Annotated in this window: 25 protein-coding genes, 1 other RNA gene and 1 pseudogene; 11 read left to right on the top strand and 16 right to left on the bottom strand. The window is 71.1% G+C overall.

Features of this window, described 5'->3' with window-relative positions; translation table 11 throughout:
* Nucleotides 1–27 precede the first annotated feature (27 nt).
* The 5 genes from KCH48_RS27975 to KCH48_RS27955 form a co-directional block, all read right to left on the bottom strand.
* The gene (locus KCH48_RS27975; RefSeq protein ID WP_210577659.1) at nucleotides 28–678 is read right to left on the bottom strand and encodes an SDR family NAD(P)-dependent oxidoreductase; all 651 of its coding nucleotides are present in this window, start codon (nucleotides 676–678) and stop codon (nucleotides 28–30) included.
* Between the two features lie 27 nt (nucleotides 679–705).
* Complete coding sequence (locus KCH48_RS27970) at nucleotides 706–1,566, bottom strand: oxidoreductase (protein WP_210577658.1); 861 nt, start codon at nucleotides 1,564–1,566, stop codon at nucleotides 706–708.
* A 130-nt stretch (nucleotides 1,567–1,696) separates the two neighbouring features.
* On the bottom strand, nucleotides 1,697–2,566 hold the full coding sequence (locus KCH48_RS27965) for a helix-turn-helix transcriptional regulator (protein ID WP_210577657.1): 870 nt from the start codon (nucleotides 2,564–2,566) through the stop codon (nucleotides 1,697–1,699).
* Between the two features lie 107 nt (nucleotides 2,567–2,673).
* Nucleotides 2,674–2,925, bottom strand: a complete 252-nt coding sequence (locus KCH48_RS27960) for an Atu4866 domain-containing protein (protein WP_210577656.1) — start codon at nucleotides 2,923–2,925, stop codon at nucleotides 2,674–2,676.
* A gap of 261 nt (nucleotides 2,926–3,186) precedes the next feature.
* Entirely contained in the window at nucleotides 3,187–3,837 is a 651-nt protein-coding gene (locus tag KCH48_RS27955) for a TetR/AcrR family transcriptional regulator (RefSeq protein ID WP_210577655.1), read from the bottom strand.
* 122 nt (nucleotides 3,838–3,959) lie between these two features.
* On the opposite strand from KCH48_RS27955, the gene KCH48_RS27950 reads away from it, so the two are divergent.
* Nucleotides 3,960–4,757: an SDR family NAD(P)-dependent oxidoreductase gene (locus KCH48_RS27950; protein ID WP_210577654.1), complete on the top strand. Its 798-nt coding sequence runs from the start codon at nucleotides 3,960–3,962 to the stop codon at nucleotides 4,755–4,757.
* Between the two features lie 167 nt (nucleotides 4,758–4,924).
* Here the strand turns inward: KCH48_RS27950 and rnpB are convergent.
* The 3 genes and pseudogenes from rnpB to KCH48_RS27930 form a co-directional block, all read right to left on the bottom strand.
* Nucleotides 4,925–5,337, bottom strand: an RNA gene (rnpB, locus tag KCH48_RS27945) — RNase P RNA component class A.
* Between the two features lie 166 nt (nucleotides 5,338–5,503).
* A pseudogene (locus KCH48_RS43490) lies at nucleotides 5,504–6,253 on the bottom strand (DMT family transporter); the annotation flags it as partial.
* Between the two features lie 51 nt (nucleotides 6,254–6,304).
* Nucleotides 6,305–7,135 carry an AraC family transcriptional regulator gene (locus tag KCH48_RS27930; protein ID WP_210577652.1) on the bottom strand — a complete coding sequence of 277 codons (831 nt, stop codon included), beginning with the start codon at nucleotides 7,133–7,135 and terminating at the stop codon, nucleotides 6,305–6,307.
* Nucleotides 7,136–7,260: 125 nt separating this feature from the next.
* Here KCH48_RS27930 and KCH48_RS27925 point away from each other — a divergent pair, with 125 nt between their 5' ends.
* Nucleotides 7,261–8,052: a MerR family transcriptional regulator gene (locus KCH48_RS27925; protein WP_210577651.1), complete on the top strand. Its 792-nt coding sequence runs from the start codon at nucleotides 7,261–7,263 to the stop codon at nucleotides 8,050–8,052.
* On the top strand, nucleotides 8,049–8,678 hold the full coding sequence (locus KCH48_RS27920) for a hypothetical protein (RefSeq protein ID WP_246885978.1): 630 nt from the start codon (nucleotides 8,049–8,051) through the stop codon (nucleotides 8,676–8,678). Before KCH48_RS27925 ends, KCH48_RS27920 begins: the two co-directional genes overlap by 4 nt.
* Here the strand turns inward: KCH48_RS27920 and KCH48_RS27915 are convergent.
* On the bottom strand, nucleotides 8,629–10,050 hold the full coding sequence (locus KCH48_RS27915; protein WP_210577650.1) for an RNB domain-containing ribonuclease: 1,422 nt from the start codon (nucleotides 10,048–10,050) through the stop codon (nucleotides 8,629–8,631). The genes KCH48_RS27920 and KCH48_RS27915 overlap by 50 nt on opposite strands.
* A 164-nt stretch (nucleotides 10,051–10,214) precedes the next feature.
* Here KCH48_RS27915 and yaaA point away from each other — a divergent pair, with 164 nt between their 5' ends.
* Both yaaA and eda read left to right on the top strand, forming a co-directional pair.
* Nucleotides 10,215–10,997 (top strand): peroxide stress protein YaaA, encoded by a 783-nt coding sequence (gene yaaA / locus KCH48_RS27910; RefSeq protein WP_210577649.1) that lies wholly within the window; start codon nucleotides 10,215–10,217, stop codon nucleotides 10,995–10,997.
* Between the two features lie 73 nt (nucleotides 10,998–11,070).
* Nucleotides 11,071–11,706 (top strand): bifunctional 4-hydroxy-2-oxoglutarate aldolase/2-dehydro-3-deoxy-phosphogluconate aldolase, encoded by a 636-nt coding sequence (gene eda, locus KCH48_RS27905; RefSeq protein WP_246885977.1) that lies wholly within the window; start codon nucleotides 11,071–11,073, stop codon nucleotides 11,704–11,706.
* On the opposite strand, the gene KCH48_RS27900 is transcribed toward eda, so the two are convergent.
* From KCH48_RS27900 to KCH48_RS27890, 3 genes are read right to left on the bottom strand one after another with little or no spacing between them, the layout of a single operon-like run.
* Complete coding sequence (locus tag KCH48_RS27900) at nucleotides 11,681–12,943, bottom strand: bifunctional RNase H/acid phosphatase (protein ID WP_210577648.1); 1,263 nt, start codon at nucleotides 12,941–12,943, stop codon at nucleotides 11,681–11,683. The two genes, eda and KCH48_RS27900, sit on opposite strands and share 26 nt — an antisense overlap.
* A gap of 30 nt (nucleotides 12,944–12,973) precedes the next feature.
* Nucleotides 12,974–13,717 (bottom strand): zinc ribbon domain-containing protein, encoded by a 744-nt coding sequence (locus KCH48_RS27895; protein ID WP_210577717.1) that lies wholly within the window; start codon nucleotides 13,715–13,717, stop codon nucleotides 12,974–12,976.
* Entirely contained in the window at nucleotides 13,714–14,553 is an 840-nt protein-coding gene (locus KCH48_RS27890; RefSeq protein WP_210577647.1) for a Nif3-like dinuclear metal center hexameric protein, read from the bottom strand. Before KCH48_RS27890 ends, KCH48_RS27895 begins: the two co-directional genes overlap by 4 nt.
* Nucleotides 14,554–14,751: 198 nt before the next feature.
* On the opposite strand from KCH48_RS27890, the gene KCH48_RS27885 reads away from it, so the two are divergent.
* Both KCH48_RS27885 and KCH48_RS27880 read left to right on the top strand, forming a co-directional pair.
* Nucleotides 14,752–15,972, top strand: a complete 1,221-nt coding sequence (locus KCH48_RS27885; RefSeq protein WP_210577646.1) for a hypothetical protein — start codon at nucleotides 14,752–14,754, stop codon at nucleotides 15,970–15,972.
* A 105-nt stretch (nucleotides 15,973–16,077) separates the two neighbouring features.
* Nucleotides 16,078–16,233: a hypothetical protein gene (locus KCH48_RS27880; RefSeq protein ID WP_210577645.1), complete on the top strand. Its 156-nt coding sequence runs from the start codon at nucleotides 16,078–16,080 to the stop codon at nucleotides 16,231–16,233.
* Nucleotides 16,234–16,318: 85 nt separating this feature from the next.
* On the opposite strand, the gene KCH48_RS27875 is transcribed toward KCH48_RS27880, so the two are convergent.
* Genes KCH48_RS27875 through KCH48_RS27865 form a run of 3 tightly spaced genes read right to left on the bottom strand, consistent with a single transcriptional unit; the run spans nucleotide 16,319 to nucleotide 19,295 of the window.
* Complete coding sequence (locus KCH48_RS27875; protein WP_210577644.1) at nucleotides 16,319–17,248, bottom strand: 3-oxoacyl-ACP reductase; 930 nt, start codon at nucleotides 17,246–17,248, stop codon at nucleotides 16,319–16,321.
* 32 nt (nucleotides 17,249–17,280) lie between these two features.
* Nucleotides 17,281–18,357, bottom strand: a complete 1,077-nt coding sequence (locus tag KCH48_RS27870) for a Zn-dependent alcohol dehydrogenase (RefSeq protein WP_210577643.1) — start codon at nucleotides 18,355–18,357, stop codon at nucleotides 17,281–17,283.
* Nucleotides 18,358–18,407: 50 nt separating this feature from the next.
* Nucleotides 18,408–19,295 carry a MaoC/PaaZ C-terminal domain-containing protein gene (locus KCH48_RS27865; RefSeq protein ID WP_210577642.1) on the bottom strand — a complete coding sequence of 296 codons (888 nt, stop codon included), beginning with the start codon at nucleotides 19,293–19,295 and terminating at the stop codon, nucleotides 18,408–18,410.
* 400 nt (nucleotides 19,296–19,695) lie between these two features.
* Here KCH48_RS27865 and KCH48_RS27860 point away from each other — a divergent pair, with 400 nt between their 5' ends.
* Complete coding sequence (locus KCH48_RS27860; RefSeq protein ID WP_210577641.1) at nucleotides 19,696–20,946, top strand: sensor histidine kinase; 1,251 nt, start codon at nucleotides 19,696–19,698, stop codon at nucleotides 20,944–20,946.
* Between the two features lie 34 nt (nucleotides 20,947–20,980).
* Nucleotides 20,981–21,613, top strand: coding sequence for a response regulator transcription factor (locus KCH48_RS27855; RefSeq protein WP_210577716.1), 633 nt, complete (start codon nucleotides 20,981–20,983; stop codon nucleotides 21,611–21,613).
* Nucleotides 21,614–21,673: 60 nt separating this feature from the next.
* Here KCH48_RS27855 and KCH48_RS27850 read toward each other — a convergent pair whose 3' ends face one another.
* Nucleotides 21,674–23,092, bottom strand: a complete 1,419-nt coding sequence (locus KCH48_RS27850; RefSeq protein ID WP_210577640.1) for an MFS transporter — start codon at nucleotides 23,090–23,092, stop codon at nucleotides 21,674–21,676.
* A gap of 206 nt (nucleotides 23,093–23,298) precedes the next feature.
* On the opposite strand from KCH48_RS27850, the gene KCH48_RS27845 reads away from it, so the two are divergent.
* Together KCH48_RS27845 and KCH48_RS27840 are read left to right on the top strand one after the other, a co-directional pair.
* On the top strand, nucleotides 23,299–25,035 hold the full coding sequence (locus KCH48_RS27845; protein ID WP_210577715.1) for an MFS transporter: 1,737 nt from the start codon (nucleotides 23,299–23,301) through the stop codon (nucleotides 25,033–25,035).
* A gap of 89 nt (nucleotides 25,036–25,124) precedes the next feature.
* Nucleotides 25,125–25,775: a class I SAM-dependent methyltransferase gene (locus KCH48_RS27840; RefSeq protein ID WP_210577639.1), complete on the top strand. Its 651-nt coding sequence runs from the start codon at nucleotides 25,125–25,127 to the stop codon at nucleotides 25,773–25,775.
* Nucleotides 25,776–25,784: the final 9 nt, after the last annotated feature.

Genomic DNA, 25,784 nt, shown 5'->3' with positions numbered 1-25,784 from the left:
ATGGGCCGGCCGAGCGCACTGCTTCGCTCATCGCACTACCGTCTGGAAGTCGCCGCCCTCGGCGTGCCGGCGCCACAGGAGTTCGGCCACCGTCGCGGGCTCGTGCCGCAGCCCGGGGCCCAGGGCGCCGACGATCGCGGTGTGGGCCACCCGTATGCCTTCGGGGCCCAGCTCCTCGTGCAGCAGACGGGCGTACGCCACCTCCGCGGCGTAGGAGACGGCGGAACTGGCACGCGCGGCGCTGGGGGCGACGGCGGCACCGCCCGTGGTGAACAGCAGGGTTCCCCGGCCACGCTCCCGCATGGCGGGCAGCACGGCCTGAACCGAGTCGATGGCGCCGAGGACGCTCAGGCCCAGTGACAGTCGGACGTCCTCGGAGGTGGTGCGGGTGACGGGCTTGATCCAGTCCAGGGAAGGCAGTGGGCTGTACAGGAGGACGTCGATCGGGCCGAGGTGTTCCGCCATGTCGGTCAGTGCGGTGGCCGCGGCCCGCGGGCGTGTGATGTCCGTGGCCGCGCTGCGCGTGGTGATGCCTTCCTTCTCCAGTGTGTCCTGCATGGTCCGCAGCTTGCCGTGGTCGCGTGCGACCAGTCCTACGTCGAAGCCTTCCGCTCCGAATCTGGCGGCGGTGGCCAGACCGAGGTTCGGTCCTGCTCCGACGATCGCCAGGGTGGGCATGGGTCCTCCAGGGTGGGGTCGTTCGTGTCAGGCAGTGACGCGCTCGTCGGGGAAGTCGGCGCTGAGGGTGACGTCGCGCCAGGCGGTGAAGTGGGTCTGGAGGGCGTCGAGCCGGGCCAGGGCCACATCGAGGGCGACCTTGCCCAACAGCAGGCGCAGCGGCGGGTTTTCGGACCGCACCGCTTCGATGATGGCCGCGGCGGCGCGGTCCGGGTCACCGGGCTGGTGCCCGTAGGTGTCCAGGGTGCTCTTGCGACGGGCGCCGGCGGTGTCCGCGTAGTCGTCGATCCGCGTGGCCGACTGGCGCATGGAGGGGCCGGACCAGTTGGTGCGGAAGGCTCCGGGCTCGACGATCGTCACGTTGATGCCCAGCGGTGACACCTCGGCCGCGAGCGATTCGGAGAGTCCTTCGACGGCGAACTTGGTGGCGTGGTAGTAACCCGTGGCGCCGAAGGCGGCCAGGCCGCCGAGCGAGGAGACGTTGACGATGTGGCCGCGGCGGCGGGCGCGCATGCCCGGCAGAACTCCGCGGGTGACGTCCACGAGACCGAAGACGTTCGTGTCGAACAGGGCGCGGATCTCGTTGTCCTCGCCCTCCTCGAGAGCCGCGAGGTAGCCGTAGCCCGCGTTGTTGACCAGTACGTCGATGTGGCCGAAGGTCTCCTGTGCGGCCGCGACGGCCTTGCCGATCTGTCCGGCGTCGGTGACATCGAGCGCGAGGCCCAGCGCTCGGTCCTCGTGGCGGGCGACGATGTCCGCCACGGACCGCGGGTCGCGGGCGGTGACCACCGCTCGCCAGCCCCGGTCGAGAACCGCGTCGGCCAGGGAGCGCCCGAGACCGGTCGAGCAGCCGGTGATGAACCAGACGGGGGCAGCATCTGTAGACATAGGGGATATGTCCCTTCGTGAAGTGCGTGGTTGAGGTCGTTGAGTGAGACGCCGCGGCGTGCGGGTGTGGCGTACGGGCGCGCGTACGGGCGCGGCGGACTTCAAGGAATGGCGGTCGGAGGGAAGTCGGTCAGTCTGTGGTGATGTCCTGTTGCGCGGAATCCGTAGCCCGCGCCGTCTCCGTCGCGGTGAGGCTGCCGAGCAGCGACAGTGCGTGGGCGGAGGGGCCGGCGGGCTCGGCCTGGTAGACGACCAGTTGCTGACCCGGGGCGCTGTTGATGGTCAACGACTCGTAGGTCAGGGTGAGTTCGCCGACGATCGGATGCCGGAAGCGTTTGGTCTCGTGCTTTTTCTGGCGGATGTCATGGCGCGCCCACAGCCTGCGGAACTCTTCGCTCTTGAGCGAGAGTTCGCCGACCAGCTCGATCAACTGCGGGTCGTCGTAGTCGGTTCCCGCCGCCTCGCGCAGGCCGCCGACCGTGTTGGCGGCGACCCGGTCCCAGTCCGGGTAGAAGTCCCGGGCGTCGGGGTCGAGGAAGACGAGCCGCATCAGGTCCCCGCTGTAGGTGTGGCCGGCGAACAGAGCGCCGCCCAGGGCGTTGTGCGCCAGTACGTCCATACAGCGCCCCAGGATCACGGCAGGGGTGTCGGTCCAGCCGTTCATCATCTGCAGCAGCGAGGGGCTGACCCGCTGGCGCCGGTTGCTCTTGCGGGAGCGTCCCGGCACGGGCCGGGCCAGCCGGTGCAGATGGGCGATCGCCTCGTCGTCCAGCATCAGTGTGCGGGCCAGCGCGTCGACCACCTGCACCGACGGGTTCCTCTCGCGGCCCTGCTCCAGGCGCACGTAGTAGTCGGTGCTCAGCCCGGACAGCATGGCCACTTCCTCCCGGCGCAGGCCCGCCACACGGCGGTGGCCGATCACGGGCACGCCCTGCTCCTCGGGCCGCACAAGGCCGCGTCGAGCTCGGAGAAACTGCCCCAGAAGGTTGTCGCCGTCCATGCCATCGACGGTAGCCCTGCCCCACGTCCGACGCAGCAGCGCAAGGTGGCCGCGATACTCCTAGGCAGGCGCCGATGACGGAGAGAAGCTCCAGCTGGGTTGCTCCCTCATGCGTCTTTGCCGGTGGCCTTGCGGTGGGCCGGGCTTTCCTCGCGGTAGAAGACGTAGCCACCGTGGTGAAGGATGTCGCCCTCGAACTCTCCGTCGGCGGTGAAACCCGTGTCGTCCGCGTACTCGATGTGATTTCCGTTCACCCAGTAGCGGCCGGTATACGCGCTTTCGCGCCCGCCCCGAGCCTCGTCGTAACGACCGTTCGGGAGGAGTTCCTGCCGGATGTGGTTGTCCGCGGTGACCCACATCCCGACGTGAGTGGCGAGGTCACTTGAGCTTCCGACCCCGTCGCGGGCGGGTGACTGACGGGACGTCGCCAGCGCACCGGGACCCTCTTGTTCCCCAGCTCGTTCCCCAGGCGCCTGCTGACAGGCCACCACTGCGGCCGCACCCACAAGAGGCGCGATGATCTTCAGAGTGCTGTTTTTGTAGCGCATGGACCGATGTTGACCCGCGAGCGTCGGGGGGAGGGAGACCGTGCTGCTCCTGGGAGTCGCACACCTCCCCACTCACTCAGGCGTCTCAGGTGCCGCGAGTCCCGGCGCCCCGTATCGGGCGAGCATGGTCTGCACCGCTTGATCGACCGCGTTCATGACGGAGGCGTCGTCGGGCTCCCAGCGGGCGAGCAGCATCCGCGGCCAGAACACGTAGTTGGAGATCATCCCGAGAAATTGGGTCGCCGCCATCTCCGCGTCGTCGAGCACGGCTGTACCGGCGGCGTTCTCCGCTGCCAGGTAGCGGCGGACCGATTCGAAGTAGGGCATCTTGCCGAGCTTGAACTGGGTCGCGCCGAGCTCCGGGAAACGCGGTACCTCGGCGATGACGATGCGGTGGAGGGCGGCCATGCCGGGCTGGGTGAGCAGCGCAACGTACCGGCGTCCGAGGACCTCGAGCCCTGCGCGGAGGTTGCCCGGCTCGGGAAGTGGCGCCTCCTCGTCGTCGACCTTCCAGTGTTCGGTGACGATCGCCTCGAACAGGGCCGCCTTGGTGGTGAACTGCTTGAACAGAGTCGCCCTCGACACTCCGGCCTCCTCGGCGATACGGGCCAGCGAGGTGCCGTCGTAGCCGGAGTCGAGGAACAGCTTCGTCGCTGCCTCGATGATGGCCGTTCGCTTCTGCGCCGCCACGCGCCGGTGGTATTCCGAAGGCTGTGCCGTCATGCCCTCCAGTATGCCCCTCGCTGCGAGGTGAGTCACTTGACTCACCACTCGTCCCGCTCTTACCTTGAGAGAGGAGGTGAGTCACTCGACTCACCATTCAGGTAAACCTGGAAGGACGCATCATGGGACGCTTCGAGGGCCAGACCGTCATCGTCACGGGCGGCAGCGGCGGCATGGGCAGCAGCCATGTGCGGGGCTACCACGCCGAGGGGGCGAACGTCGTCATCGCCGGCCGCGACGACGACGCCGGCCGCGAACTCGCTGCTCAGCTCGGCCCTCGGGCTCTGCCCGTTCACCTGGACGTCGCCGGCGAGGACGACTGGGCGGCGGCGGTGCGCGAAGTCGAAGGCCACTTCGGGCCGGTCAGCATCCTGGTGAACAACGCGGGCGTCCAGAACCCGGCGGCCCCTCTCGAGCACACCGAACTCCGCACCTGGGAGCACACCTTCAGCGTCAACGTCACCGGCCAGTTCCTCGGCATCAGGGCTGTGGCTCCGTCGATGCGCAGGGGCGGCGGCGGAACCATCGTCAACGTCGCCTCGACCATGGCCCACGTAGGCACGGCCTTCTACGCCCCCTACACCGCCAGCAAGTGGGCCGTGCGCGGACTGACCAAGACGGCCGCGCTGGAGCTGGGACGGGACAACATCCGGGTCAACTCCATCCACCCCGGCGTCGTCTCCACACCCCTGATCAACGAACCCACCGTCGCAGGCCAGCCCGCCATCGCCGACTTCTATTCACCCGACCCCTTCGCCATCCCCCGCCTGGCCGAACCCGCCGACATCACCCGCCTGTTGCTCTTCATCACCTCCCAGGACGCGTCTTTCGCCACGGGCTCCGAATTCGTCCTGGACGGGGGTCTGCTGCTCGGCCCTGCCCTCCAGGCCGAAGCCGACGAAGCCGACATCGCAGCTTGAGCTGGCGTCGCACCACGGAGCGTGCCGACCGTGTCGGCTCCGCCCTGCGGCGCGACCTCGCTCTGATGAACGTACGAGACGTACGCGCGGCGACCCCGGCAACGGGATGTGGCCGCACACGGGAAAGGCCCCAACCGGGCCATAAGCCCAGGTCAGAGCCCTGCCGGCAGACGAGTCGGGCTGTACGCCGGGTTCTGTCCTCCGGGGTCCTCGCGGACCCTGGAGCGACGGCCATCCATCTAGGGCCGGCGTTGCCGCCGGCCTCGTGCGGTCTACCCGCGGACTCGGGCGGGCAGCCCTCGGACGTCCGCGCAGAGTCGCCCTTCTTTCGAAGAGGCGGCTCCTCTTGACCTTGCTCCGGGTGGGGTTTACCTAGCCGCCTGAGTCACCTCAGGCGCTGGTGGTCTCTTACACCACCGTTTCACCCTTACCCAGCGCCTGAACGCCGGGCGGTTTGCTTTCTGTGGCACTGTCCCGCGGGTCACCCCGGGTGGCCGTTAGCCACCACCCTGCCCTGTGGAGCCCGGACGTTCCTCGGGGAGGTCCATAGGAACCTCCACGCGGCCGTCCGCCCGGCTCGTCTGCCGTGTCGACCATGCTACCGGGCGTGGGGCCTTCCTCGATCCGTTCCTCGATCCCCTCCCCGATCCCCTCCCCGATCCCTTCCTCGGGCCCGCCGCCGACGTCGCCAGCACCGAGCCCGCCAGGATCAGCGTGAAGGCCGCGACGATGCCCGCCGTCAGCGGCTCGTCCAGGAAGACCGCGCCCGCCGCCACCGCGACGGCCGGGTTGACGTACGTGAAGACCGTCGCCCTGGTCGGGCCTGCCTCCTTGATCAGCTCCAGGAAGGCCACGAAGGCGACCGCGGTGCAGACGACGCCCAGGACGGCCAAGGCGACCAGGACCGAGGTCGAGGGCATCGTGGGCGGCCGGGTCACCGCTGCCGCGGGAGCGTAGACCAGGGCGGCGAGGGCCAGGCACGGGGCGATGAGCTGGAGGGTCGGGACGTCCTTCAGGTAGCGCGCGGCGATCAGGGGGGCGGTCGCGTAGCCGATCACCGTGACGAAGACCTCGGCCAGGGAGCGGGCGTCGCCGCCGGTCAGGTGCGGGACCGTGAGGACTCCCACGCCGGCCAGCCCCAGCGCGAGGCCCGTCGCACGCCGTACCCCCAGCCTCTCCGTGTCGCCGAAGAAGCGGGCCAACGCCAGTCCCACGATCGGGACTCCGGCGATCAGCAGGCCCGCCGTGGAGCTGGACAGGTGCCGTTCGGCGTCGGTCAGGGTCCACCAGGGGCCGATGATCTCGATGCACGCGAAGGCCAGCATCGGGCGCCAGTGCGTCCGTATCGTGCCGGGCAGGCCGCCCTGGCGTATCGCGAAGGGCAGGAGCAGGGCAGCGCCCAGCGCGCAGCGCGTGAACACCACCGTCGACGGGGACAAGTCCGCGTCCACCGCCACCTTGATCAGCAGATAGGGGATGCCCCAGACCACTCCCATCAGGGAGAACAGAAACCAGCCGCGTGCAGTCATGCGGCCATGCTCACCGGATCAGCGGCGCCCGTCTTGAACGCTGTTGCGGTACGCCGCCGGCGTCACCCCCAGCACCCGCCGGAACCAGCGGGTCAGATGCGCCTGGTCGGCGAAGCCCACCGCCCCCGCGACCTCGCCCGGCCGCATTCCGGACTCCAGCAGTCCGCGGGCCCGGCCCACCCGGTGCTGGGCCAGCCAGGCGTACGGCGGTATCCCCATCGTCGTACGGAAGGCCCGGAGGAGCTGGTAACGGGACAGCCCCAGGTCGGCGGCGAGCTCGGCGAGGGACGGGGGCGCCAGGAGCTCGTCGGCGAGCCGGTCGCGTACGACATGGGCGATGTGCGCGGCACCGGGCACCACGTCGTTCGCCGCTCGGGCCGTCGAGTGGCGGCGGGCCAGCGCCGTGAGCAGCCACGGGAGGCGGGACTCGGCCTCCAACGGGTCGGGGCAGGCGCTGAGTTCGGCGTGGGCGCGGTGGAGGGCGGTGGCGAGTTCGGGGTCGTCGAGGAGGGGCTCGCGGAAGTACGGGAGGCCGTCGCCGAGGGTGCCTTCGGTGAGGAGGGAGGGGCCGGGGTACAGGGCGCGGTAGGCGTAGCCGTCGGACGCGGCGGGGCGGCCGGTGTGCATCTCGTCGGGGGCGAGTACGACGATGGAGCCCGGGCCGGGGCGGAGGTGGTCGCCCCGGTAGTCGATGACCTCGGCGCCGCCGACGCAGATGCCGATGCTGAACTCCTCGTGCGTGTGCGAGGCGTAGACGTGCCGGTCGAAGCGGGCGGTCAGCAGGTCGAGCGGTGGACCACAGCGACCGAGCCGCGCCCTGGTCCAGGTCGCCTGTTCCCGTGCGCTCATCTCACACCCCCGTCTCCTGTTTCCGTGCGCTCATCTCACACCCCTGACGGCTGCAACGCCGAGGAGGCCGGAGAAAGTCCGTGCTCGCTTGACCCTGCCGCAACGTCAACGTTTCTACTGAACCCATGCGGATCGGAGAACTCGCCACAGCCGTCGGCGTCACCACGCGTACCGTGCGGCATTATCACCACCTGGGCCTGCTGCCCGAGCCGGAGCGGCTGTCGAACGGCTACCGGAACTACACGCTGCGGCACGCCGTCGTGCTCGCCCGGATCCGGCGGCTGACCGAGCTGGGGCTGGGGCTCACGGAGGTGCGGGACGTCCTCGCGGACGACGCGGGCCGGGACCTCGCCGAGGTGCTCACCGAGCTGGACGAGGATCTGGCCCGGCAGGAAGCAGCCATCCGGGATCGCCGGGCGCGGCTCCGTGCGCTCCTCGACTCCGCCGAGGAGCTGCCTGCCGAAGGGCCTGTCTCGCCCGAACTGACCGCGCTGTTCGCCGAGATGGCCCACCCCGCCGACTCCCCCATGGCCGCCAAGGACCGCGAGCTGCTCGCGCTCATCGAGACCACGGCCCACCCGGAGGAACGCGCGCGGCTGATGGGCCTGCTCGGCAGTGCCCTGGCCACACCCGGCGGTGTCGAACAGGCCCTCGCGGTCTACGCCCTCCTCGACGCCCTCGCCGACTCCCCCACCGACGACCCCCGCGTGGACGAGGCCGCCCGCGCCCTCGCCGACTGCATCCCCCGCGAGCTGCTCCCGGACGACATCGGCATCGACCACGACGACAGCTTCCTGCGCGCCTTCTACGCCGACTTCGCGCCCGCGCAGGCCGAGGCGATCCGGCGCGCGCTGCGGATCGTGACCGAGGAAGCCGAGGAAGCCGAGGAAGCCGAGGAAGAGGAGGGGCGGCCATGAGGATGACCCTGCGGATCGCTCACGCCCTCCTCCGGCACGAGCTGCGGCTGCTCGTCAGCCTGGTGCTGTGGGTCAGCAAGCGACGCCACGGGACAGGCGGCGGTGGGCGAGCCTTCGGGTATGCGCGCGGGCAGGGTGCGGTCATGTTCGGGTTCGCGTTCGTGTGCGTGATCGAGACGCTGACGATGTCCGTCCTGCTGCGTCACTGGCCGACCGTCGAGCGGATCGTGCTCGTCCTGGACCTGTACGGCGTCGTCGTCATCGTCGGCCTGCACGCCGCCTCGGTCGTACGGCCCCATGTGCTCGACGACGGCTCGCTCCGCGTCCGTTACGCCGCCCACGTCGATCTGCGCATCCCCGTCACCCACATCGCTTCCGTACGACGGGAGCTGCGGACCACGCACCAGCGCACCGACGGTGAACTCGACATCCCCGTGGGCTCGCAGACCGATGTCACGATCGAACTCACCGAGCCAGTCACCCACTTCACCTTCTTCGGGCGGCAGAAGAGCATCCGACTCGTCCGCCTGCACGCCGACGACGCCGACAGCCTCGTACAGGAAACTAAGGAAGCGATCACGCAGGCGCGAAACGCACCCTCGCCGCTGCCGGATCCGCTTGGGTGAGACGGACGCGGAGGCGTTCGCCGAGGGGCAGGGGGGCGGCGTCGCTCTCGATGGGGGCGACCACCGCCGGGGAGTCCAGCTGGACCTTCCCCACCGTCGGACGGCGTTCCTCCACGTCCACCACGCACCCGTCGAAGAACTCCCCCACCCGGTCCTTGAGCAGCGCCGCCTCCACGATGTCCACGCAGGCGCGCTCCACCTGGCCCGCCCTCCGCGTGCCGTCGGCCATCTCCTTGGGGAGGGTGTCGAGGGCGGCGAGTACCCAGTCGGGCGGCTCGCCTCCGGCAACCGTCGCCAGGCAGATCTCGGTGGCATAGCGGTCGGCGAGGCGGCGGAGGGGGGCCGTGCAGTGGGCGTAGGGGGCCGCGACCGCGGAGTGGGTGGTGATGTCCGGCAGGAGGCCGTTACGGAAGACCGTGTAGCCCGCGCCGCGCAGCAGCGTCGTGCACTCGAGGAGAAACGCCGCGTGGTGCGGGCGGTGCGGGTCGAGGGAGCGGATCAAGGCCGCGTACGAGACGTGGTGCGGCCAGTCGATGTGCAGGGCGTGGGCGGTACGGCGGAGGCGGCCGACGGCGCCGTCGGGGGCGGCGGGCAGGGTGCGGAGTACGCCGGTGCCGGCGCCCAGCATCAGATCCGCGGCCGCCATCCCCGTGAGCAGGGAGATCTGGGCGTTCCAGCCGTCGGCGGGGAGCGGGGCGCGGTAGCTGAGCTCGTAGGTGTGATCGCGCTCTACGATCTCCTGCTCGGGCACGGTGAGCGAGATGCCGCCGCGTTCGATCTCCAGGCGTTCCCTCGCCTCCCCGATCTCCTTGAGCAGCGCGAGCGGTTCCTCGGCCGTCTTGGCGTCGATCTGCTTCTGCACGCCCGCGTAGTCCAGCTTGGCGCGGCTGCGGACCAGGGCCCGGCGGACGTCGACGGCGAGCGTGCGGCCGTCCGCGTCGAGGTCGATGGTCCACAGGGCGGCCGGGCGGGGCTGGTCCGGCAGCAGACTCGCCGCGCCTTCGCTCAGCAGCACCGGATGCAGCGGGATCTTTCCGTCCGGGAAGTACAGGGTGGTCACGCGGCGGTGGGTCTCCAGGTCCAGCGGTGACCCGGGTACGACGAAGGCGGCGACGTCGGCGATGGCGTACCGGACGCGGTAGCCGGTGCCCTGGCGGGAGAGGTGCATCGCCTGGTCGAGGTCGGTGGAGGTGGGCGGGTCGATGGTGAAGAGGGGGATGTCCGTGGCGTCGTGCTCGGGGAGCGCGGGTGTGGCCGGGACGGCTTCGGGCGGGAAGCTCTCGGAGACGCCGAGTTCGGTACGCAGCGCGGTGAGGGCGGCCCGGAGGGGGGCTTCGGGGGCGCCGGTCACGCGGATGTGGCGGCGGGGCATACCCATGAGCCTAGGCACAATCCGGCCCGTGCGCCGGTGCGGAGCCCGGCCGAGGTGCGTCGTACGCCGGTGCGGAGCCCTGCCCAAGTGCGCCGTACTCCGTTGCGGAGCCCTTCCGAAGCACGCCGTACGCTGTCGCGAAGCCCGAAACCGAAGGAGAACCCGTGCTCGTCCTGCTGCCGCCTTCCGAAGGCAAGGCCTCGTCCGGCCGTGGCGCCCCGCTGAAGCTGGAGTCGCTGTCGCTGCCCGGGCTGACGCCGGCCCGTGAGGCCGTTCTCGGCGAACTCGTCGAGCTGTGCGCGGGGGACGAGGAGAAGGTGCGCGAGGTGCTCGGGCTGAGTGAGGGGCTGCGGGGCGAGGTCGCCAAGAACACGCAGCTGCGGACGGCGGGGACGCGGTCCGCCGGGGAGATCTACACCGGTGTGTTGTACGACGCTCTGGACCTGGCCTCCCTCGACACGGCGGCGAAGCGGCGGGCGGGGCGCTCTCTGCTGGTCTTCTCGGGGCTCTGGGGTGCCGTGCGGGTGACGGACCGGATTCCCTCGTACCGCTGCTCGATGGGTGTGAAGCTGCCGGGGCTCGGGGCGCTGGGCGCGCACTGGCGGGGGCCGATGGCCGACGTGCTGCCCGAGGTCGCTGGGAGTGGGCTGGTGCTGGATCTGCGGTCCTCCGCGTATGCCGCTGCCTGGAAGCCGAAGGGTGACGTGGCCGGGCGGACGGCGACCGTGCGGGTGCTGCATGCGCCGACGCGGAAGGTGGTCAGCCACTTCAACAAGGCGACGAAGGGGCGGATCGTACGGAGTCTGCTGGCGGGCGGGGTGGCGCCGAAGGGGCCGGCTGAGCTGGTGGAGGCGCTGCGGGACCTCGGGTATGTGGTGGAGGCGGAGCGGCCGGTGAAGGCGGGGTCGGCTTGGGCGCTGGATGTGCTGGTGGACGAGATTCACTGACGTTGACCCTTGATCATTGCAGTATGTGCAATGACCTTTGCGCATGATGCCTCCCACCGGCACGATACTCAGCATGAGCGCCTCCCTCCTCGATCTCGCCCCCGTCGTCCCCGTAGTCGTCGTACAGGACGCCGCCGACGCCGTTCCGCTCGCGCGGGCGCTGGTCGCGGGTGGGTTGCCGGCGATCGAGGTGACGTTGCGGACGCCGGTCGCGCTGGACGCGATACGGGCGATCGCGGATGAGGTGCCGGACGCGGTGGTCGGGGCCGGCACGGTCATCACGCCGGAGCAGGTGAACGAGTCCGTAGCCGCCGGGGCGCGTTTTCTGGTGAGCCCGGGCTGGACGGACGTACTGCTGGAGGCGATGCGGGGGTCCGGGGTGCCGTTTCTGCCGGGGGTGTCGACGACGTCGGAGGTCGTGGCGCTGCTGGAGCGGGGCGTGACGGAGATGAAGTTCTTTCCGGCGCAGGCGGCGGGCGGTACGGCCTATCTGAAGTCGCTGGCCGGGCCGTTGCCGCAGGCGCGGTTCTGCCCGACCGGGGGGATCGGGCTCGCGTCGGCTCCCGAGTATCTGGCGTTGCCCAACGTCGGCTGTGTGGGCGGGACTTGGATGCTTCCGGAGGATGCGGTGGCCGCGCGGGACTGGGGGCGGATCGAGTCGCTGGCCCGCGAGGCGGCGGCGCTCAGCGCAGGTGCGACGTGTCGTTGAGGAGCCGTACGCTCGCGTTGCCGTCCGCGTAGTACGCCACCGCCGAGAGCGAGGCCGCCGAGAGTTCCATGCGGAACAGGGACTCGGGCGGGGCGCCGAGGGCGAGTCGTACGAGCGTCTTGATCGGTGTGACGTGGGTGACCAGCAGGACTGTGTGGCCCGCGTACGCCGCCACCAGCTTGTCCCTCGTGGCCGCGATCCGCGTCGCCGTCGCCGCGAAGCTCTCGCCGCCGCCGGTGGGTTCGGCGTCCGGGGAGGCGAGCCAGGCGTTCAGGTCGTCGGGGTGGCGCGCCTGCACCTCGGCGAAGGTGAGGCCCTCCCATGCGCCGAAGTCCGTCTCGATCAGCCCGTCCTCGACGGTGACGTCCAGGCCCAGACGGGCGGCGACAATTGAGGCGGTCTCGCGGGTGCGGGCGAGGGGGGACGCGAGGACGGTCTCGATCGTCCCGCGCCGGGCGAGCGCGGCCGCCACGCGTTCGGCCTGCTCCCTGCCGACGTCGGACAACGACGGGTCGCTACCGCCACGCCCCGAGAAACGCTTCTGCGGCGTCAGGGGCGTCTCACCGTGCCTCAGCAGCACGAACGAGGCGGGCGCACCGAGGTCGGCGCCACCCCACCCGACAGCCGGCGCCGCCACATTCCGCGCGGCGCGGATGTCGGCATCTGCCTTCGCGGCACGGACATCGGCGCCGGCCTTTGCAGCGCGAACGTCGGCGTCAGCCTTCGCCGCACGGACATCGGCGTCAGCCTTCCCGGCGCGGACGTCGGCATCGGCCTCCGCCGGTCCGCCGCCCGCCCTCTCCCCCGCACCCCTGCGCAGAGAACTCGCGGAACCACCGGTGTCCATCGCCTCGTTCGCCAACCGGTCCGCCCGTCTGTTCAGCTCCCGTGGAATCCACTCGTACGTCACCTGCCCCACCCCGAACACCGCCGCCGCCTGCGCGGCCAGCGGCTTCATGGCAGGGTGCTTGATCTTCCAGCGGCCCGACATCTGCTCGACGACGAGCTTGGAGTCCATCCGGACGTGGACGGTGGCGGCCGGGTCGAGGGCGTGGGCGGCGCGCAGGCCCGCCAGCAGTCCCCGGTACTCGGCGACGTTGTTCGTCGCGATGCCGAGGTACTCGGACGCCTCCGCCAGCGTCTCCCCGGTCGCCGCGTCGGTCACCACAGCTCCGTAGCCCGCGGGCCCGGGATTGCCCCGTGACCCGCCGTCGGCCTCGACGATGAACTCCCGCACCGGAAAAGGCTCCTAGAAGCTCTGGAGGCCCTAAAGGCCCGACTCGGACGTACGCACCAGAATGCGCCTGCAGTTCTCGCACCGCACCACCGTGTCCGGCGCGGCGGCGCGGATCTCGTTGATGTCGGTGATGGACAGCAATTGGCGGCAGCCCTGGCAGGTGCGCTGGTAGAGCTTGGCCGCGCCGACGCCGCCCTGCTGCTCGCGCAGCTTCTCGTAGAGCTTGAGCAGATCGGCGGGGACGGACCCGGCGATGACCTCGCGCTCCTTGGTCGCGGAGGCGATGTCCCCGTCCAGCGACTCGAACGCGGCGTCCCGGCGGGCCGTCGCGTCGTCGATCTTCGACTGGACGGAGGAGACCCGCTCGGTCAGCTCGGCGACCCGCTCCTGCGCGGACTCGCGGCGCTCCATGACCTCCAGGACGACGTCCTCGAGGTCACCCTGCCGCTTGGCGAGGGAGGCGATCTCGCGCTGGAGGTTCTCCAGGTCCTTCGGCGAGGTGACGGCTCCGGAGTCGAGGCGCTGCTGGTCGCGGACGGCGCGCTGGCGCACCTGGTCGACGTCCTGCTCGGCCTTGATCTGCTCGCGGGCGCAGTCGCTCTCCTCGGTCTGCGCGGCCACGAGCAGGTCGCGCAGCTGGGTGAGGTCCTTGGTCAGCGACTCGATCTCGGCGTGCTCGGGGAGCGACCGCCGCTTGTGGGCGAGCTGCTGGAGGCGGACGTCGAGGTCCTGGACGTCGAGGAGTCGGATCTGGTCGGCGGGCGCGGCGTTCAGTTGGGGGCTCCCATTGACGGTGAGTGGATGGTCCACGGGTCGGTGACCGTCTTGGACACATGGACACGCAGGTCCCAGCCATTCCGGTCGGAGATCTCGTCGAGCTGGGCTGCTGCCAGCTCGCACCAGGGCCACTCGGTGGCCCAGTGCGCCGCGTCGAGCAGCGCGAGAGGACTGTGGGCGCGGGCCTCGGACACCGGGTGGTGGCGCAGGTCCGCGGTGAGGAAAGCGTCGACACCGGACGCGCGTACGTCGTCGAAGAGGCCGTCGCCGGAGCCGCCGCTGACCGCGATCGTCCGTACGACCGCCTCGGGGTCGCCGGCGACTCGGATGCCCTGCGCGGTGGCGGGCAGGCGTTCGGCGACCCGCGCGGCGAACTCGCGCAGGGGCAGCGGGTGGTCCAGCTCGCAGATCCGGCCAAGGCCCCGACGCCCGGACGGGTCGGTCGGGTCCGGCACGAGCGGTCGTACGACCCGCAGGTCCAGGGCGCCGGCGAGCGCGTCGGAGACGCCCGGGTCGGCGGTGTCGGCGTTGGTGTGGGCGACGTGCAGCGCGATGTCGTTCTTGATGAGGGTGTGCACCACGCGGCCCTTGAAGTGGGACGCCGCGACCGTCGTCGTACCGCGAAGGTAGAGCGGGTGGTGGGTGACCAGCAGGTCGGCGTCCAGCTTCACGGCCTCGTCGACGATCTCCTGGACCGGGTCGACGGCGAACAGGACCCTGGTTACCTCCTGGCCGGGGTCGCCCACGACGGTGCCGACCGCGTCCCAGGACTCGGCCCGCTCGGCGGGCCACAGGTTCTCCAGCGCGGCGATGACTTCAGACAGACGGGGCACACGCCAAAGGCTACCTGGAGGTTCTGTGCCGCTGAACCTGCGCCGGGGCCCCACCTGGGCCACCGCCCCGTCCAGCACATCCGCCCCCGTTTCCTCAGGCGAATCGAATCGTGGCCATCCATATGTGTGAAACGGGTGCCCGGCGGTCCCCCGTCTGTGCGTGCGAAAACTAGCTTCGTCGCCGGAGGTGATCGACCGATGACGGCCTGTGCGATCGAACCCACCGCGGAGAACGAGGACGACCCGACCCCGCCGCCGGGGTGCGCGATCACCGTGGACGGCTGCTACGCCGCACGCCTCGCCGCGGACGGCGACTCCCTGTTCCCGGAGCGCTGGACCCTGGACGGACCCGAGCCGTATGCCGTCCCGCTGCCCGGCAACCAGCCCGAGGAGCCCGGCACCGAGGTGCAGCCGATGAGCGACGGCCGGGTCCTGATCCGGCGCCTCACGGACGGACGCCATGTCTTCGCGCTGCTCTACCCGACCGGGCCCGGCACCGGTGAGCTGCCGCTGGGGGCCGTGGAGTGCCCGGACCCCGGCTCCCGGCTGCGGCTGCTGCCGCCCGCGCCGGGCGGCGACAAGGCGTACGCCCTCGCCGTGGGCCGGCGTTCCAGCGCGGTGTGGCTGGTGGCGGGCGGCGCCTTCGGGCCCGAGCAGCTCGCCGAGATCCCCGGGCGCTGCTCGGGCGGGGTGTGGCTGGACCGCACGGGTCGGATACTGGCCCTCGACCGGGAGGCCGACGGGCGGACCAAGACCGTCGTCGTCGACCTGGAGCGCGGCGGCGAGGTGTCCCCGCTGCTGCAGATCGCCGCGGACAGCGACGACCGGCTCCTGCTCGCCGACCCCGACAGCGGACTCCTGCTGATCAGCTCCGACGCGCCCTCACCGGGGCGGGCCCGGCTGGGCTGGGGGGTGCTCGGCAGCACCCTGCCGGTGCGGTTCCCGGAGAGCCTGCGGGTGGCGGACTGCACGGTCACCCCGTTCGCCGTCCAGCCGGGGCAGATGCTGATGCCGGAGAGCTGTGCGGTGGCGCTCCGCGTCGACGGTCCGGTGAGCAGCTGGCTGGGTCTGTGGCGGCCGAGCGAACGTCGGGTGCGTCATCTTCCGGGGCCCGAGGGGTGGTTGGCGGGGGCGGGGGTGTTCACGCGGGACGGGGTGCTGCAACTGCCGTATGCGACCCGGACGGTGCCCTGCGGATTGGCGCGATGGGAGGCGCCCCAAAGGGGCGCGGGGCTGTGTCGATCTGCGGCTCCGCCGCGATGGGGGTCCCCCCGCTCGAGCGAAGCCGAGAGTGGGGGAGCGACCAGCCACGACGAAGCCGCAGAGAACCGCCAACAGAACCCGGCACAACCCGCGGAGCCACAACGTCCCATCCCGTTGCAGCAGGCTCCACTTACGGGACGTATGGCCGCCGAGTAACGAATTCGTGGCGGTTGGCGTGGGCGGCTGGATTCGGTGCGTGGGGTGCTGGTTACGCTTGCCCGGCTGTAAGAAGGATCATGTTGACGGGGTGAATTTCTTCCGATGAGTGACGCCACTACGACCCAGCAGCCCGCCCAGACCCAGGAGTCCGCCGGTCGCGGCAAGCACCGGGGTCCGGTCTCGTCCCACGAGGGTGAGACGGCCCCCCGCGGCCGTCATCGCAAGCCGGTGGAGCAGCAGACCGAGACGGCTGCCTGACGGCAGGTCGATCGGCCCCGCTCGTCCAGTGGACGGGCGGGGCCGTTGTCGTAGAAACGGGCTGCAGAACGGGCCGCAGAAGGCGCTACCGGCGTTTGAGACCGAGCACTTCCGTCGCCGCGAACGTCTCGCCCTTCGTGTCGGCGTAGTGCTGCGTGAGTACGGCGTCCAGCTCCTCGTACGTGAAAGCCTCCTGCTTGCTGTCGAACTGCGCCTGGACACGCGGCCGTTCGACGATCGCGACCATGCCGCCGTGGACGACGAGCAGCTGGCCGTTGACGCGGGCGGCGGCCGGGGAGGCCAGGTAGCCGACGAGGGGGGCGACGTGTTCGGGGGCGAGGGGGTCGAGACCGGCGTCGGACAGGTCGGGGAAGACGTCCTCCGTCATCCGGGTGCGGGCGCGCGGGCAGATCGCGTTGGCCGTCACGCCGTACTTGGCCAGGGCGAGGGCCGTGGAGGTGGTGAGGCCGACGATTCCGCCTTTCGCTGCCGCGTAGTTGGGCTGTCCCGCGGAGCCGGCGAGGAAGGCCTCCGAGGAGGTGTTCACGATCCGCCCGTACACCGGCCCGCCGGCCGCCTTGGAGCGCTCGCGCCAGTGCGCGGAGGCGAAGTGGGTGGTGTTGAAGTGGCCCTTGAGGTGGACCCGTATCACCGAGTCCCACTCGTCCTCGGTCATGGAGAAGACCATACGGTCGCGCAGGATGCCCGCGTTGTTGACGAGGATGTCCAGCTTGCCGAACTCCTCGACCGCCAACTCGACCAGTGCGCGGGCCTGTTGGAAGTCGGCGACGTCGCCCACATGCGCGAGTGCCGTGCCGCCCGCCTTGCGGATCTCGGCGGCGACCTCCTCGGCGGGGGCGGCGGACGCCTCGCCGGAGCCGTCGCGGCCGGGCTGTCCGTAGTCGTTGACGACGACGGCCGCGCCGAGCCGGGCGAGTTCCAGCGCCTCGGCCCGGCCCAGACCGCGCCCGGCGCCGGTGACGACGGCCGACAGGCCCTCAAGTGGCAGTGACATCAAGGTCCTTTCGCGAAGGGCTACAGACGGGCTCAGATCTCGATGCACGTACGCAGTGCCGTGCCCGTCCGCATCTGGTCGAGGGCCTCGTTGATGTCGGCGAAGGGGACGCGGTGCGTGATCAGTCCCTCCAGGTCGATCCGGCCGGCCCGCCAGAGGGAGATCGTCCGCTCGTAGGAGCGCAGGACGTCGCCGCCGCCGTACAGGGACGGCAGGATGCGCTTCTCGTCAAAGAACAGCTCGAACATGTTGAGCTGGAGGAAGTCGTCCATGGCGCCCGCGCCGACGACGACGAGGGTGCCGCCGCGCCGGGTGTTCTCGTACGCGGTGCGGGCGGTGGCGGCCTTGCCGACGACCTCGAAGACGTAGTCGAAGCCCTCGCCGGCGGTGACGTTCTGCTTTGCGTCGGGCAGCTCGTCCGGCGAAACCGCCTTCGTGGCGCCGAACTTGAGCGCGGACTCGCGGCGTGAGGCGACCGGGTCCACGGCGACGATCTCGGCGGCGCCCTTCAGCCGGGCCCCCTGAATGGCGGAGACCCCGACCCCGCCGCACCCGATCACGGCGACCGACGAACCGGCCTCCACATCGGCCGTGTTGAGGGCCGCACCCAGCCCTGTCGTCACGCCGCAGCCGATGAGCGCGGCGATGTCGAAGGGCACGTCGTCCGGGATCGGCACGGCGCACCGGGCGTCGACGACGACCTCCTCGGTGAAGGTGCCGGTGCCCGCCATGCCGAAGACGTCACCGCCTGGGCGCTTGAAGTTGGGGGTGCCCGCGTTCATGAACCCGGCCAGGCACAGCTCGGTCTGCCCGCGCTTGCAGGCGGGGCAGGTGCCGCAGGCGGGCAGCCAGCACAGGACCACCCGATCACCGACGCTCAAGTCGGTTACGCCGTCGCCGACTTCGAGGATCTCGCCCGCACCCTCATGGCCTGGCACGAAGGGCGCCGGCTGCGGCAGGACGCCGCCCATCGCGGACAGGTCCGAGTGGCACAGCCCGGTGGCCCGCACCCGGACCCTGACCCGTCCGGGGCCGAAGCCCACCGCCTCGACGTCGTCGAGGACGTCGAGTTTGTCCTGGCCGATCTCGTGCAGTACGGCTGCGCGCATGGTGCGGCTCCCCTCCGGAAGGCTCTTGGCTCACGAGTGCTGGACGGTGCTCACAGGTGTTCGGCGATGGTGACGACTGTGTCGGCGAGGACGGGCGCGTCGTCCCGCTCTACCGCGCTCACGGCGACCCGGATGGCATCCGCCTCCTGGCGCCACATGCGGATGCGCAGGGTCTCGCCCGGATAGACGACCCCGGCGAACCGTGTGGCGTACGACCGCACGCGGGCGGTGTCGCCGCCGAGCAGCGTGTCGACGACCGCCTTGAGCGTCATGCCGTAGGTGCACAGCCCGTGCAGGATGGGCCGCTCGAACCCGGCGACCTTGGCGAACTCCGGGTCGGCGTGCAGCGGGTTCCAGTCGCCGGAGAGGCGGTAGAGGAGGGCCTGGTCCTCGCGGATCGGCCGTTCGACGACCTTGTCCGGCTCACCGGCGGGCGGTTCGAGGCGCGCGGACGGCCCGCGGTCGCCGCCCCAGCCGCCTTCTCCGCGTACGAAGATCTGCGCGTCGTTGGTCCACAACGGGCCCTCGGCGTCGGTGACTTCGGTGCGCATGACGAGGACGGCGGCCTTGCCCTTGTCGTAGACGGCGGCGATCCGGCCGGTGGCGGTGGCGGTGCCCTTGACCGGGATCGGGCGGTGCAGGGTCAGGGACTGGCCGCCGTGCAGGACACGGGCCAGGTCGACCTCGACGCCGGGCATGGAGAGGCTGCTGATCACGCCGGGCGAGCCGCTGCCGGCGACGGTGGCGAAGCTCGGCAGGACGTGCAGCCGGGACTCCAGGGTGTAGCGCAGTTCGTCGGGGTCGGTGGCGGGGTTCTTCTTGTCCGGATTCGCGCCGGCGCCGACCCCCAGGTGGTACAGCTGCACATCCTTGTGGTCCCAGGCGATCTCGCCGGAACGGGGTTCGGCGGCGAGCGCCTTTGCTGCGTCGATGGGCATAGGGCTCAGGACTCCTGACGACTCTCCCGGGCAGAGAACCTCGGCGCGGCCGTCCGCACCGTCGGCCGCACCGAGGTCGTTCACTGGCCGACCTAGAACGCGTTCCAGTCCGGCGCCCTCTGTATAGCCCAGGGCTCCGTAGTTGTGAAGGCTCCTGACAGGGTGTCAGACATGTGCGGGGCCGGTCGGGTGCCAGTCGGGTGCCCGTTGGGCCATGACATTTGTCCTGTGGGAGTCCGTACAAGCGCATCTGCCCTGCCGGTGTCGCGGATCCGTAGCGTCGAGGTCATGACGCATACAGAACATGCCGGGGCCTCCACGGGGGCGGTCAAGACCTTCGGTTCGTACGCTGAGTTGTCGTACCGGCGTAACGCCGGGACCATCTGATCGGGGGCAGGACATGTCCTGGTTGCGGAAGATCTCGTGCCGGATGGACGCGTGGCAGCTGGCGCACCAGCACGCGCAGGAGAATCGGCGGAACGGGGCCGGGGCCGCGAAGGAGGCCGGGACGAACCCGGGCCCGCCGCCCACCGGCTTCAGCCTCCTGCCGTGGCTGTTCATGGGAATGGGCTCCTTCTCCAACCTCTTCCAGGGCGAGACGGCGCACCCATGGATCGCGGGCCTGGGGCTGCTCACCTTCAACTCCCTCTACATCTACGTGGCGTTCCGCGCCTTCCGGCGGGAGACCCGTGAGGCGACCTCCACTCGGGTGGCCCTGGTCCTCATGGGCCTGGTGACCTGCGGTCTGGCCGTCGGCTACGGCGACAACTGGTTGCTCTTCTTCCCGCTGCTCGGCCTCGCGACCGGTGCGGTGATACGGATGCCGCACCTTCGCTGGGCCGGCGCACTCGTGGCCGTGCTGGCCGGCGTGGTGTCCGTCAACCGTGACGGCTGGGGCGGCCTCGACATCGCCTACGCCACGTGGATCTCGACGATGGTGACGGCGGCGATCCTCTCCCTGTCCGAGGCGGTACGAGAACTGCGCGCCGCCCGTGAGGAGCTGGCCCGCCGAGCCGTCGAGGAGGAACGCCTGCGCTTCTCCCGCGACCTGCACGACCTGCTCGGCCACACCCTCTCGGTGATCGTCGTCAAGTCGGAGGCGGCCCGCCGCGTGGCATCCCGCGACATCGACGCGGCCCTCCTCCAGGTCAGCGACATCGAGTCCGTGGGCCGCCAGGCCCTGACGGAGATCCGCGAGGCGGTCACGGGCTACCGGGAGGGCAGCCTGCGGACGGAACTGGACCGGGCCTGCTCCGCCCTGTCCGCGGCGGGCATCGACGCCGTGGTCCACCGCTCCGGCCCACCCCTTCCCCCACAGACGGAGGCCCTGCTCGGCTGGGTGGTACGCGAGGCGGTCACGAACGTCGTACGGCACTCCGATGCGGGTCGCTGCGAGATCACGGTGTCGGGGGTGGCGGAACGGGTTCGGCTCACGGTGACGGACGACGGGACGGGGGCCGGGATGGTCGGGCGCAATCCCCTGGAGGGCGTCGGCGGCACCGGTCTCAAAGGGCTGACTGAACGCCTCGCCACAGCCGGCGGCTCCCTCTCCGCCGGGCCGGGATCTCGCGGGGGCTTCAGGGTGACCGCGGAGTTGCCGGTGGACGCGGCGGCCGTGCCGCGACCTGTACCGGCGGAGCAGCTCGCGTGACCGATCGGCGCCCTACCCTTGGCCCGTGAACGAGATGCCCCGCGATCATCGCCCGGCCAGATCCATCCGCGTTCTCCTCGCCGAGGACCAGGGCATGATGCGCGGCGCCCTCGCCCTGCTCCTCGGTATGGAACCGGACATCGAGGTCGTGGCCCAGGTGGCGGCCGGCGACGTGATCGTGGACGCGGCGCTCACCCACCGCCCCGACGTCGCCCTCCTCGACATCGAACTTCCCGGCATGAGCGGCCTGGACGCCGCCGCCGAGCTGCGCGACCAGGTGCCCGACTGCCGGGTCCTGATCCTCACCACCTTCGGCCGCCCCGGATACCTGCGGCGGGCCATGGAGGCGGGCGCCGCCGGTTTCCTGGTGAAGGACGGTCCCGTGGAGGAACTGGCCGCCTGCATCCGCCGGGTGCTCACCGGAGAGACGGTGATCGACCCCGCCCTCGCCGCCGCCGCGCTCAGCGCCGGCCCCAATCCGCTCACCCCCCGGGAGTGCGACGTCCTCAAGGCGTCCGCCGACGGCGCGACGGTCTCCGACATCGCCTCCTCACTCCACCTCTCCGAGTCCACGGTCCGCAACTACCTCTCCGCCGCGATCGGCAAGACGGGCACGAGAAACCGGATGGAAGCGCTGCGGGAGGCCCGCCAGCAGGGGTGGCTCTGACCCCGATGCCCCCTCGGACGAGCACGTTCTTCTCTCAGCGCCCGGATTCAGTTCCCGGATTCACTTCCCGGACTTTCTCCCGGGCAGCCACACCATCATCAGCACCGCCCCCGCCACCAGCACCCCCGCACTCACGCGGAACGCCAGCGCGTACCCCTCCGTCAGTGCCTGAGGCGTGACGCTCCCCGCCGAACGTGCCGCCGCGATCGTCGACATGACGGCGAGCCCGAGCGAACCCCCCATCGTCCGCGAAGTGTTGACGAGCCCGGAGACCAGGCCGGCCTCCCCCGGTGCCGCCCCCGACGTGGCCAGCGAAGCGAGTGGCGTGATCGCGAGGCCCGCGCCCAGCATCATCAGGATGCCGGGAAGCATGATGGCGGTGAGGTACGGCCCGTCCGTGGTCAGCGTCGACTGCCAGGCGAACCCGGCCGCTCCCACCAGCGTGCCCAGGACGGCCAGGCTGCGCGCCCCGATCACGGGCATGAAGCGGGGCGCGAGCTTCGAGGCGAGGACCACGGCCAGGGAACTCGGCACCAGCGCGAGCCCGGCCTCCAGCGGCGAGTAGCCCCGTACGTTCTGCGCGTACAGCGTCATGAAGAACCACATGCCGAACATCGCCGAGCCGCTCAGGAACATCGCCACGTTCGCCGCGGCCACCGACCGCACCCGCAGCAGTCCGAGCGGCATCAGCGGAGCCGCCGTACGCGCCTCGACGACGAGGAACAGCCCGATCAGCGCGAGCCCGGCGAGCAGGGGGACGAGGGTGGCCGACGCCGTCCAGCCCTCGGCCTCGGTCTGCGAGATGCCGTACGCCAGACTCGCCAGCCCTCCGGTCACCAGCAGGGCGCCGGGCAGGTCGAGGCGCCGTCCGTCCCCGGCCCGGCTCTCCGGCAGCCACCGCAGGGAACCGAGCAGCACCACCGCGCCCACCGGCACATTGATCAGCAGCACCCACCGCCACGACAGGGCGTCCACCAGCGCCCCGCCGACGAGCCCGCCCGCCGCTCCCCCGCCCGCGCCGACCGCCGTCCACGTCGCGATCGCCCGCGCCCGCGCCGGCCCTTCAGGCACCGCCGACGTCACGATCGTCAGCGTCGCGGGCGCCAGCACCGCCGCGCCCAGGCCCTGCACGGCCCGCGCCAGCAGCAGTTGCCACTCCTCCTGGGCCAGTCCGCCGCCCAGGGAGGCCAGCGTGAACAGGCCGAGCCCCGCCAGGAACATCCGCTTGCGGCCGTACAGGTCGCCGGCCCGTCCGCCGAGCAGCATGAATCCGGCGAAGGCGATGGCGTAGGCGTTCACCACCCACTGCAGGCCGGGAGCGCTCAGCCCCAGGTCGGCCCGCATTGAGGGCAGCGCCACGTTCACGACGGAGACGTCGAGCACGACGAGGAACTGCCCGGCACAGGCGAGCGCCACCACCAGCCAGGCGGGAGGAGCGGTACGGCTGGATATCGGGGTGGTGTCAGCGGCTCCGAGCATGGGCGTCATGCTCTCAACCGGGTTACGCACCTTGCATCGGGATTTCGCGCCGTCCGTCCCTCGGTCGTAGGTCGTAGGACCGCTGCGGTGGCTCGCACACCATCGCACCACTGACGAGCGATCAGATCGTCATGAGTCGGTCAAGAATTCGTTAGTACGCCAAAGCATCGGAATAGTTGCCCGGGCACACCGGGTTCATGATGCACATGAACCTGACGCCGACCGATCAGCCCACCCCGAGAGCCGGCAGGGCCATCGTCCCGGTACTCGCCTTCGCGGGCATCGTGGTCGCGGTGATGCAGACCCTGCTCGTCCCGGTCATCAAGGATCTGCCGCAGCTCCTCGATACCACCCCCAGCAACGCCACCTGGGTCCTGACCTCGACGCTTCTCTCCGGAGCCGTGGCCACGCCGATCACGGGCCGGCTCGGTGACCTGTTCGGCAAGCGGCGGATGATGATCCTCAGCCTGGCCGTGATGGTGGTCGGCGCGCTGATCAGCGCCGTCACCAGCGACCTGCTCCCGATGATCGTCGGCCGTACGCTCCAGGGCTTCGCGATGGGCGCGATCCCGCTCGGCATCGGCCTGATGCGCGACATGCTGCCCCGCGAGAAGCTCGGCTCGGCGATGGCCCTGATGAGCTCCTCGATCGGCGTCGGCGGCGGCCTCGCGCTGCCCGCCGCGGCCCTGGTCGCCCAGCACACGAACTGGCACGCCCTCTTCTACGGCGCCGCCGGCGTCGGTGTCCTCTCGATCGTCCTCACCCTCCTCGTCGTACCCGAGTCCCCGATGCGCGCCAAGGGCTCCTTCGACCTGCCGGGCGCGTTCGGGCTCTCTCTCGGCCTGGTCCTCTTCCTGCTCCCCATCACCAAGGGCAGCGACTGGGGCTGGACGTCGGGCACCACCCTGGGCCTGTTCGCGGGCGCCGTCGTCGTCCTGCTCCTGTGGGGCGTCTACGAGCTGCGCACCGCGGCCCCCCTGGTCGACCTGCGCACCACCGCCCGCCCGGCCGTCCTCTTCACCAACCTGGCGTCGATCATGGTCGGTGTCTCCTTCTACGTCGTCTCGCTCGTCCTTCCCCAACTGCTCCAGCTCCCGAAGGACACCGGCTACGGCCTCGGCCAGTCCATGGTCGTAGCGGGACTGCTGGTGGCCCCGCTCGGCCTGACGATGATGTTCACGGCCCCCGTCTACGCCCGCCTCTCGGCGAAGTACGGCCCCAAGACCACCCTCATCCTCGGCATGCTGATCATCGCGATCGGCTACGGCGCCGGGCTCGGCCTGATGAGCGCCGCCTGGCAGTCCCTGGTCATCGCGGTGATCCTGGGCGCGGGCATCGGCCTCGCGTACTCCTCGCTCCCCGCGCTGATCGTCGGCGCGGTCCCGGCCTCGGAGACGGGCGCCGCGAACGGCCTCAACACCCTGATGCGTTCCATCGGTACGTCGGTGTCGAGCGCCGTGGTCGGCATGGTGCTCGCCAACACCGCGAACAACGTGAACGGCGTCGCCGTCCCGACCATGCACGGCTTCCGCGTCTCCTTCCTGATCGCCACGGGCGCCGTGGCCGTAGGCCTGCTGATGGCCCTGTTCCTGCCGAAGCCGAACCGCGCGCCCCAACTGCGCGCGAGCAGCGAGGAGGAGGAGAACCTGGCCCGCGCCGAGGAGGCGCTCCGCGGCTTCCGCGGCCGGGTCCTGGACGCCGACGGCGCACCGGTCGCCCGCGCGAAGGTCACCCTGATCGACCGCCGGGGCCGCCAGGCGGGCGCGACACTCTCCGCCGACGACGGCAGCTACGCCCTGACCGTCCCCACCCAGGGCGCCTACGTCCTCGCCGCCCGCGCCACCGGCCACGGCCCGCTCGCCTCGTCCGCGACCCACGCGGGCGACGAGCGCCCGGTCGACGTGGACCTCGCACTGCCGGGCGAGCCGGTCTCCGCACCCTGAGCGACCCCGCCGTACCCCCTGTCGCCCGCCGACCAGGGAGTACGGCAGCATGGGCGCCGAGACGTTCGTACGACGGAAGGCCCCCGCCCATGACCCCGGCGCCCAAGCCCGAGATCCTGGCCGCGTTCGAGGCGGCCAAGGGGTTCATGCCTACGACCGAGGGCCTCGCCCTGTACTCGGCGGCGCTGGAGGCCGGGCGGCTCGGACTGCCGATCCTCGAGGTCGGGACGTACTGCGGCCGCTCCACGATCCTGCTCGCCGACGCGGCCCGCCAGGCGGGCGTCACCGCACTCACCGTCGACCACCACCGCGGCAGCGAGGAGCAGCAGCCCGGCTGGGACTACCACGACCCGGAGACGGTCGACCCCGAACTCGGCGTGATGGACACGCTGCCCACCTTCCGCCGCACCCTGCACCGCTCCGGGCTGGAGGAACACGTCGTCGCCCTGGTCGGCCGCTCCCCGCAGGCCGCGCGGATCTGGAACTCCCCCCTCGGCCTGGTCTTCATCGACGGCGGCCACACCGACGAGCACGCGGGCGCCGACTACGAGGGCTGGGCCCCCCATGTGGCCGACGGCGGCCTGCTCCTCATCCACGACGTCTTCCCGAACCCGGCGGACGAGTTCACCGGCCAGGCCCCGTACCGCGTCTACCTCCGCGCCCTCGCGTCCGGCGCCTTCACGGAGGTCTCGGCAACCGACTCGCTGCGCGTGCTGCGGCGAACGGGAGCAGGGATCTGAGGGCGCGGT

The organism is Streptomyces sp. GESEQ-4 (assembly GCF_017948455.1).
Lineage (GTDB): Bacteria > Actinomycetota > Actinomycetes > Streptomycetales > Streptomycetaceae > Streptomyces.
This window is presented reverse-complemented; position numbering and strand designations above follow the sequence as displayed.

Coding starts and splice junctions, on each gene's coding strand:
- KCH48_RS27855 (WP_210577716.1), top strand. CDS start 20,981: ATGCCCCGCGATCATCGCCCGGCCAGATCCATCCGCGTTCTCCTCGCC.
- KCH48_RS27860 (WP_210577641.1), top strand. CDS start 19,696: ATGTCCTGGTTGCGGAAGATCTCGTGCCGGATGGACGCGTGGCAGCTG.
- KCH48_RS27845 (WP_210577715.1), top strand. CDS start 23,299: ATGAACCTGACGCCGACCGATCAGCCCACCCCGAGAGCCGGCAGGGCC.
- KCH48_RS27885 (WP_210577646.1), top strand. CDS start 14,752: ATGACGGCCTGTGCGATCGAACCCACCGCGGAGAACGAGGACGACCCG.
- KCH48_RS27975 (WP_210577659.1), bottom strand. CDS start 678: ATGCCCACCCTGGCGATCGTCGGAGCAGGACCGAACCTCGGTCTGGCC.
- KCH48_RS27970 (WP_210577658.1), bottom strand. CDS start 1,566: ATGTCTACAGATGCTGCCCCCGTCTGGTTCATCACCGGCTGCTCGACC.
- KCH48_RS27950 (WP_210577654.1), top strand. CDS start 3,960: ATGGGACGCTTCGAGGGCCAGACCGTCATCGTCACGGGCGGCAGCGGC.
- KCH48_RS27965 (WP_210577657.1), bottom strand. CDS start 2,566: ATGGACGGCGACAACCTTCTGGGGCAGTTTCTCCGAGCTCGACGCGGC.
- KCH48_RS27930 (WP_210577652.1), bottom strand. CDS start 7,135: ATGAGCGCACGGGAACAGGCGACCTGGACCAGGGCGCGGCTCGGTCGC.
- KCH48_RS27865 (WP_210577642.1), bottom strand. CDS start 19,295: ATGCCCATCGACGCAGCAAAGGCGCTCGCCGCCGAACCCCGTTCCGGC.
- KCH48_RS27960 (WP_210577656.1), bottom strand. CDS start 2,925: ATGTGGGTCACCGCGGACAACCACATCCGGCAGGAACTCCTCCCGAAC.
- eda (WP_246885977.1), top strand. CDS start 11,071: ATGAGCGCCTCCCTCCTCGATCTCGCCCCCGTCGTCCCCGTAGTCGTC.
- KCH48_RS27955 (WP_210577655.1), bottom strand. CDS start 3,837: ATGACGGCACAGCCTTCGGAATACCACCGGCGCGTGGCGGCGCAGAAG.
- KCH48_RS27870 (WP_210577643.1), bottom strand. CDS start 18,357: ATGCGCGCAGCCGTACTGCACGAGATCGGCCAGGACAAACTCGACGTC.
- KCH48_RS27875 (WP_210577644.1), bottom strand. CDS start 17,248: ATGTCACTGCCACTTGAGGGCCTGTCGGCCGTCGTCACCGGCGCCGGG.
- KCH48_RS27880 (WP_210577645.1), top strand. CDS start 16,078: ATGAGTGACGCCACTACGACCCAGCAGCCCGCCCAGACCCAGGAGTCC.
- KCH48_RS27925 (WP_210577651.1), top strand. CDS start 7,261: ATGCGGATCGGAGAACTCGCCACAGCCGTCGGCGTCACCACGCGTACC.
- KCH48_RS27915 (WP_210577650.1), bottom strand. CDS start 10,050: ATGCCCCGCCGCCACATCCGCGTGACCGGCGCCCCCGAAGCCCCCCTC.
- KCH48_RS27920 (WP_246885978.1), top strand. CDS start 8,049: ATGAGGATGACCCTGCGGATCGCTCACGCCCTCCTCCGGCACGAGCTG.
- KCH48_RS27840 (WP_210577639.1), top strand. CDS start 25,125: ATGACCCCGGCGCCCAAGCCCGAGATCCTGGCCGCGTTCGAGGCGGCC.
- KCH48_RS27850 (WP_210577640.1), bottom strand. CDS start 23,092: ATGCTCGGAGCCGCTGACACCACCCCGATATCCAGCCGTACCGCTCCT.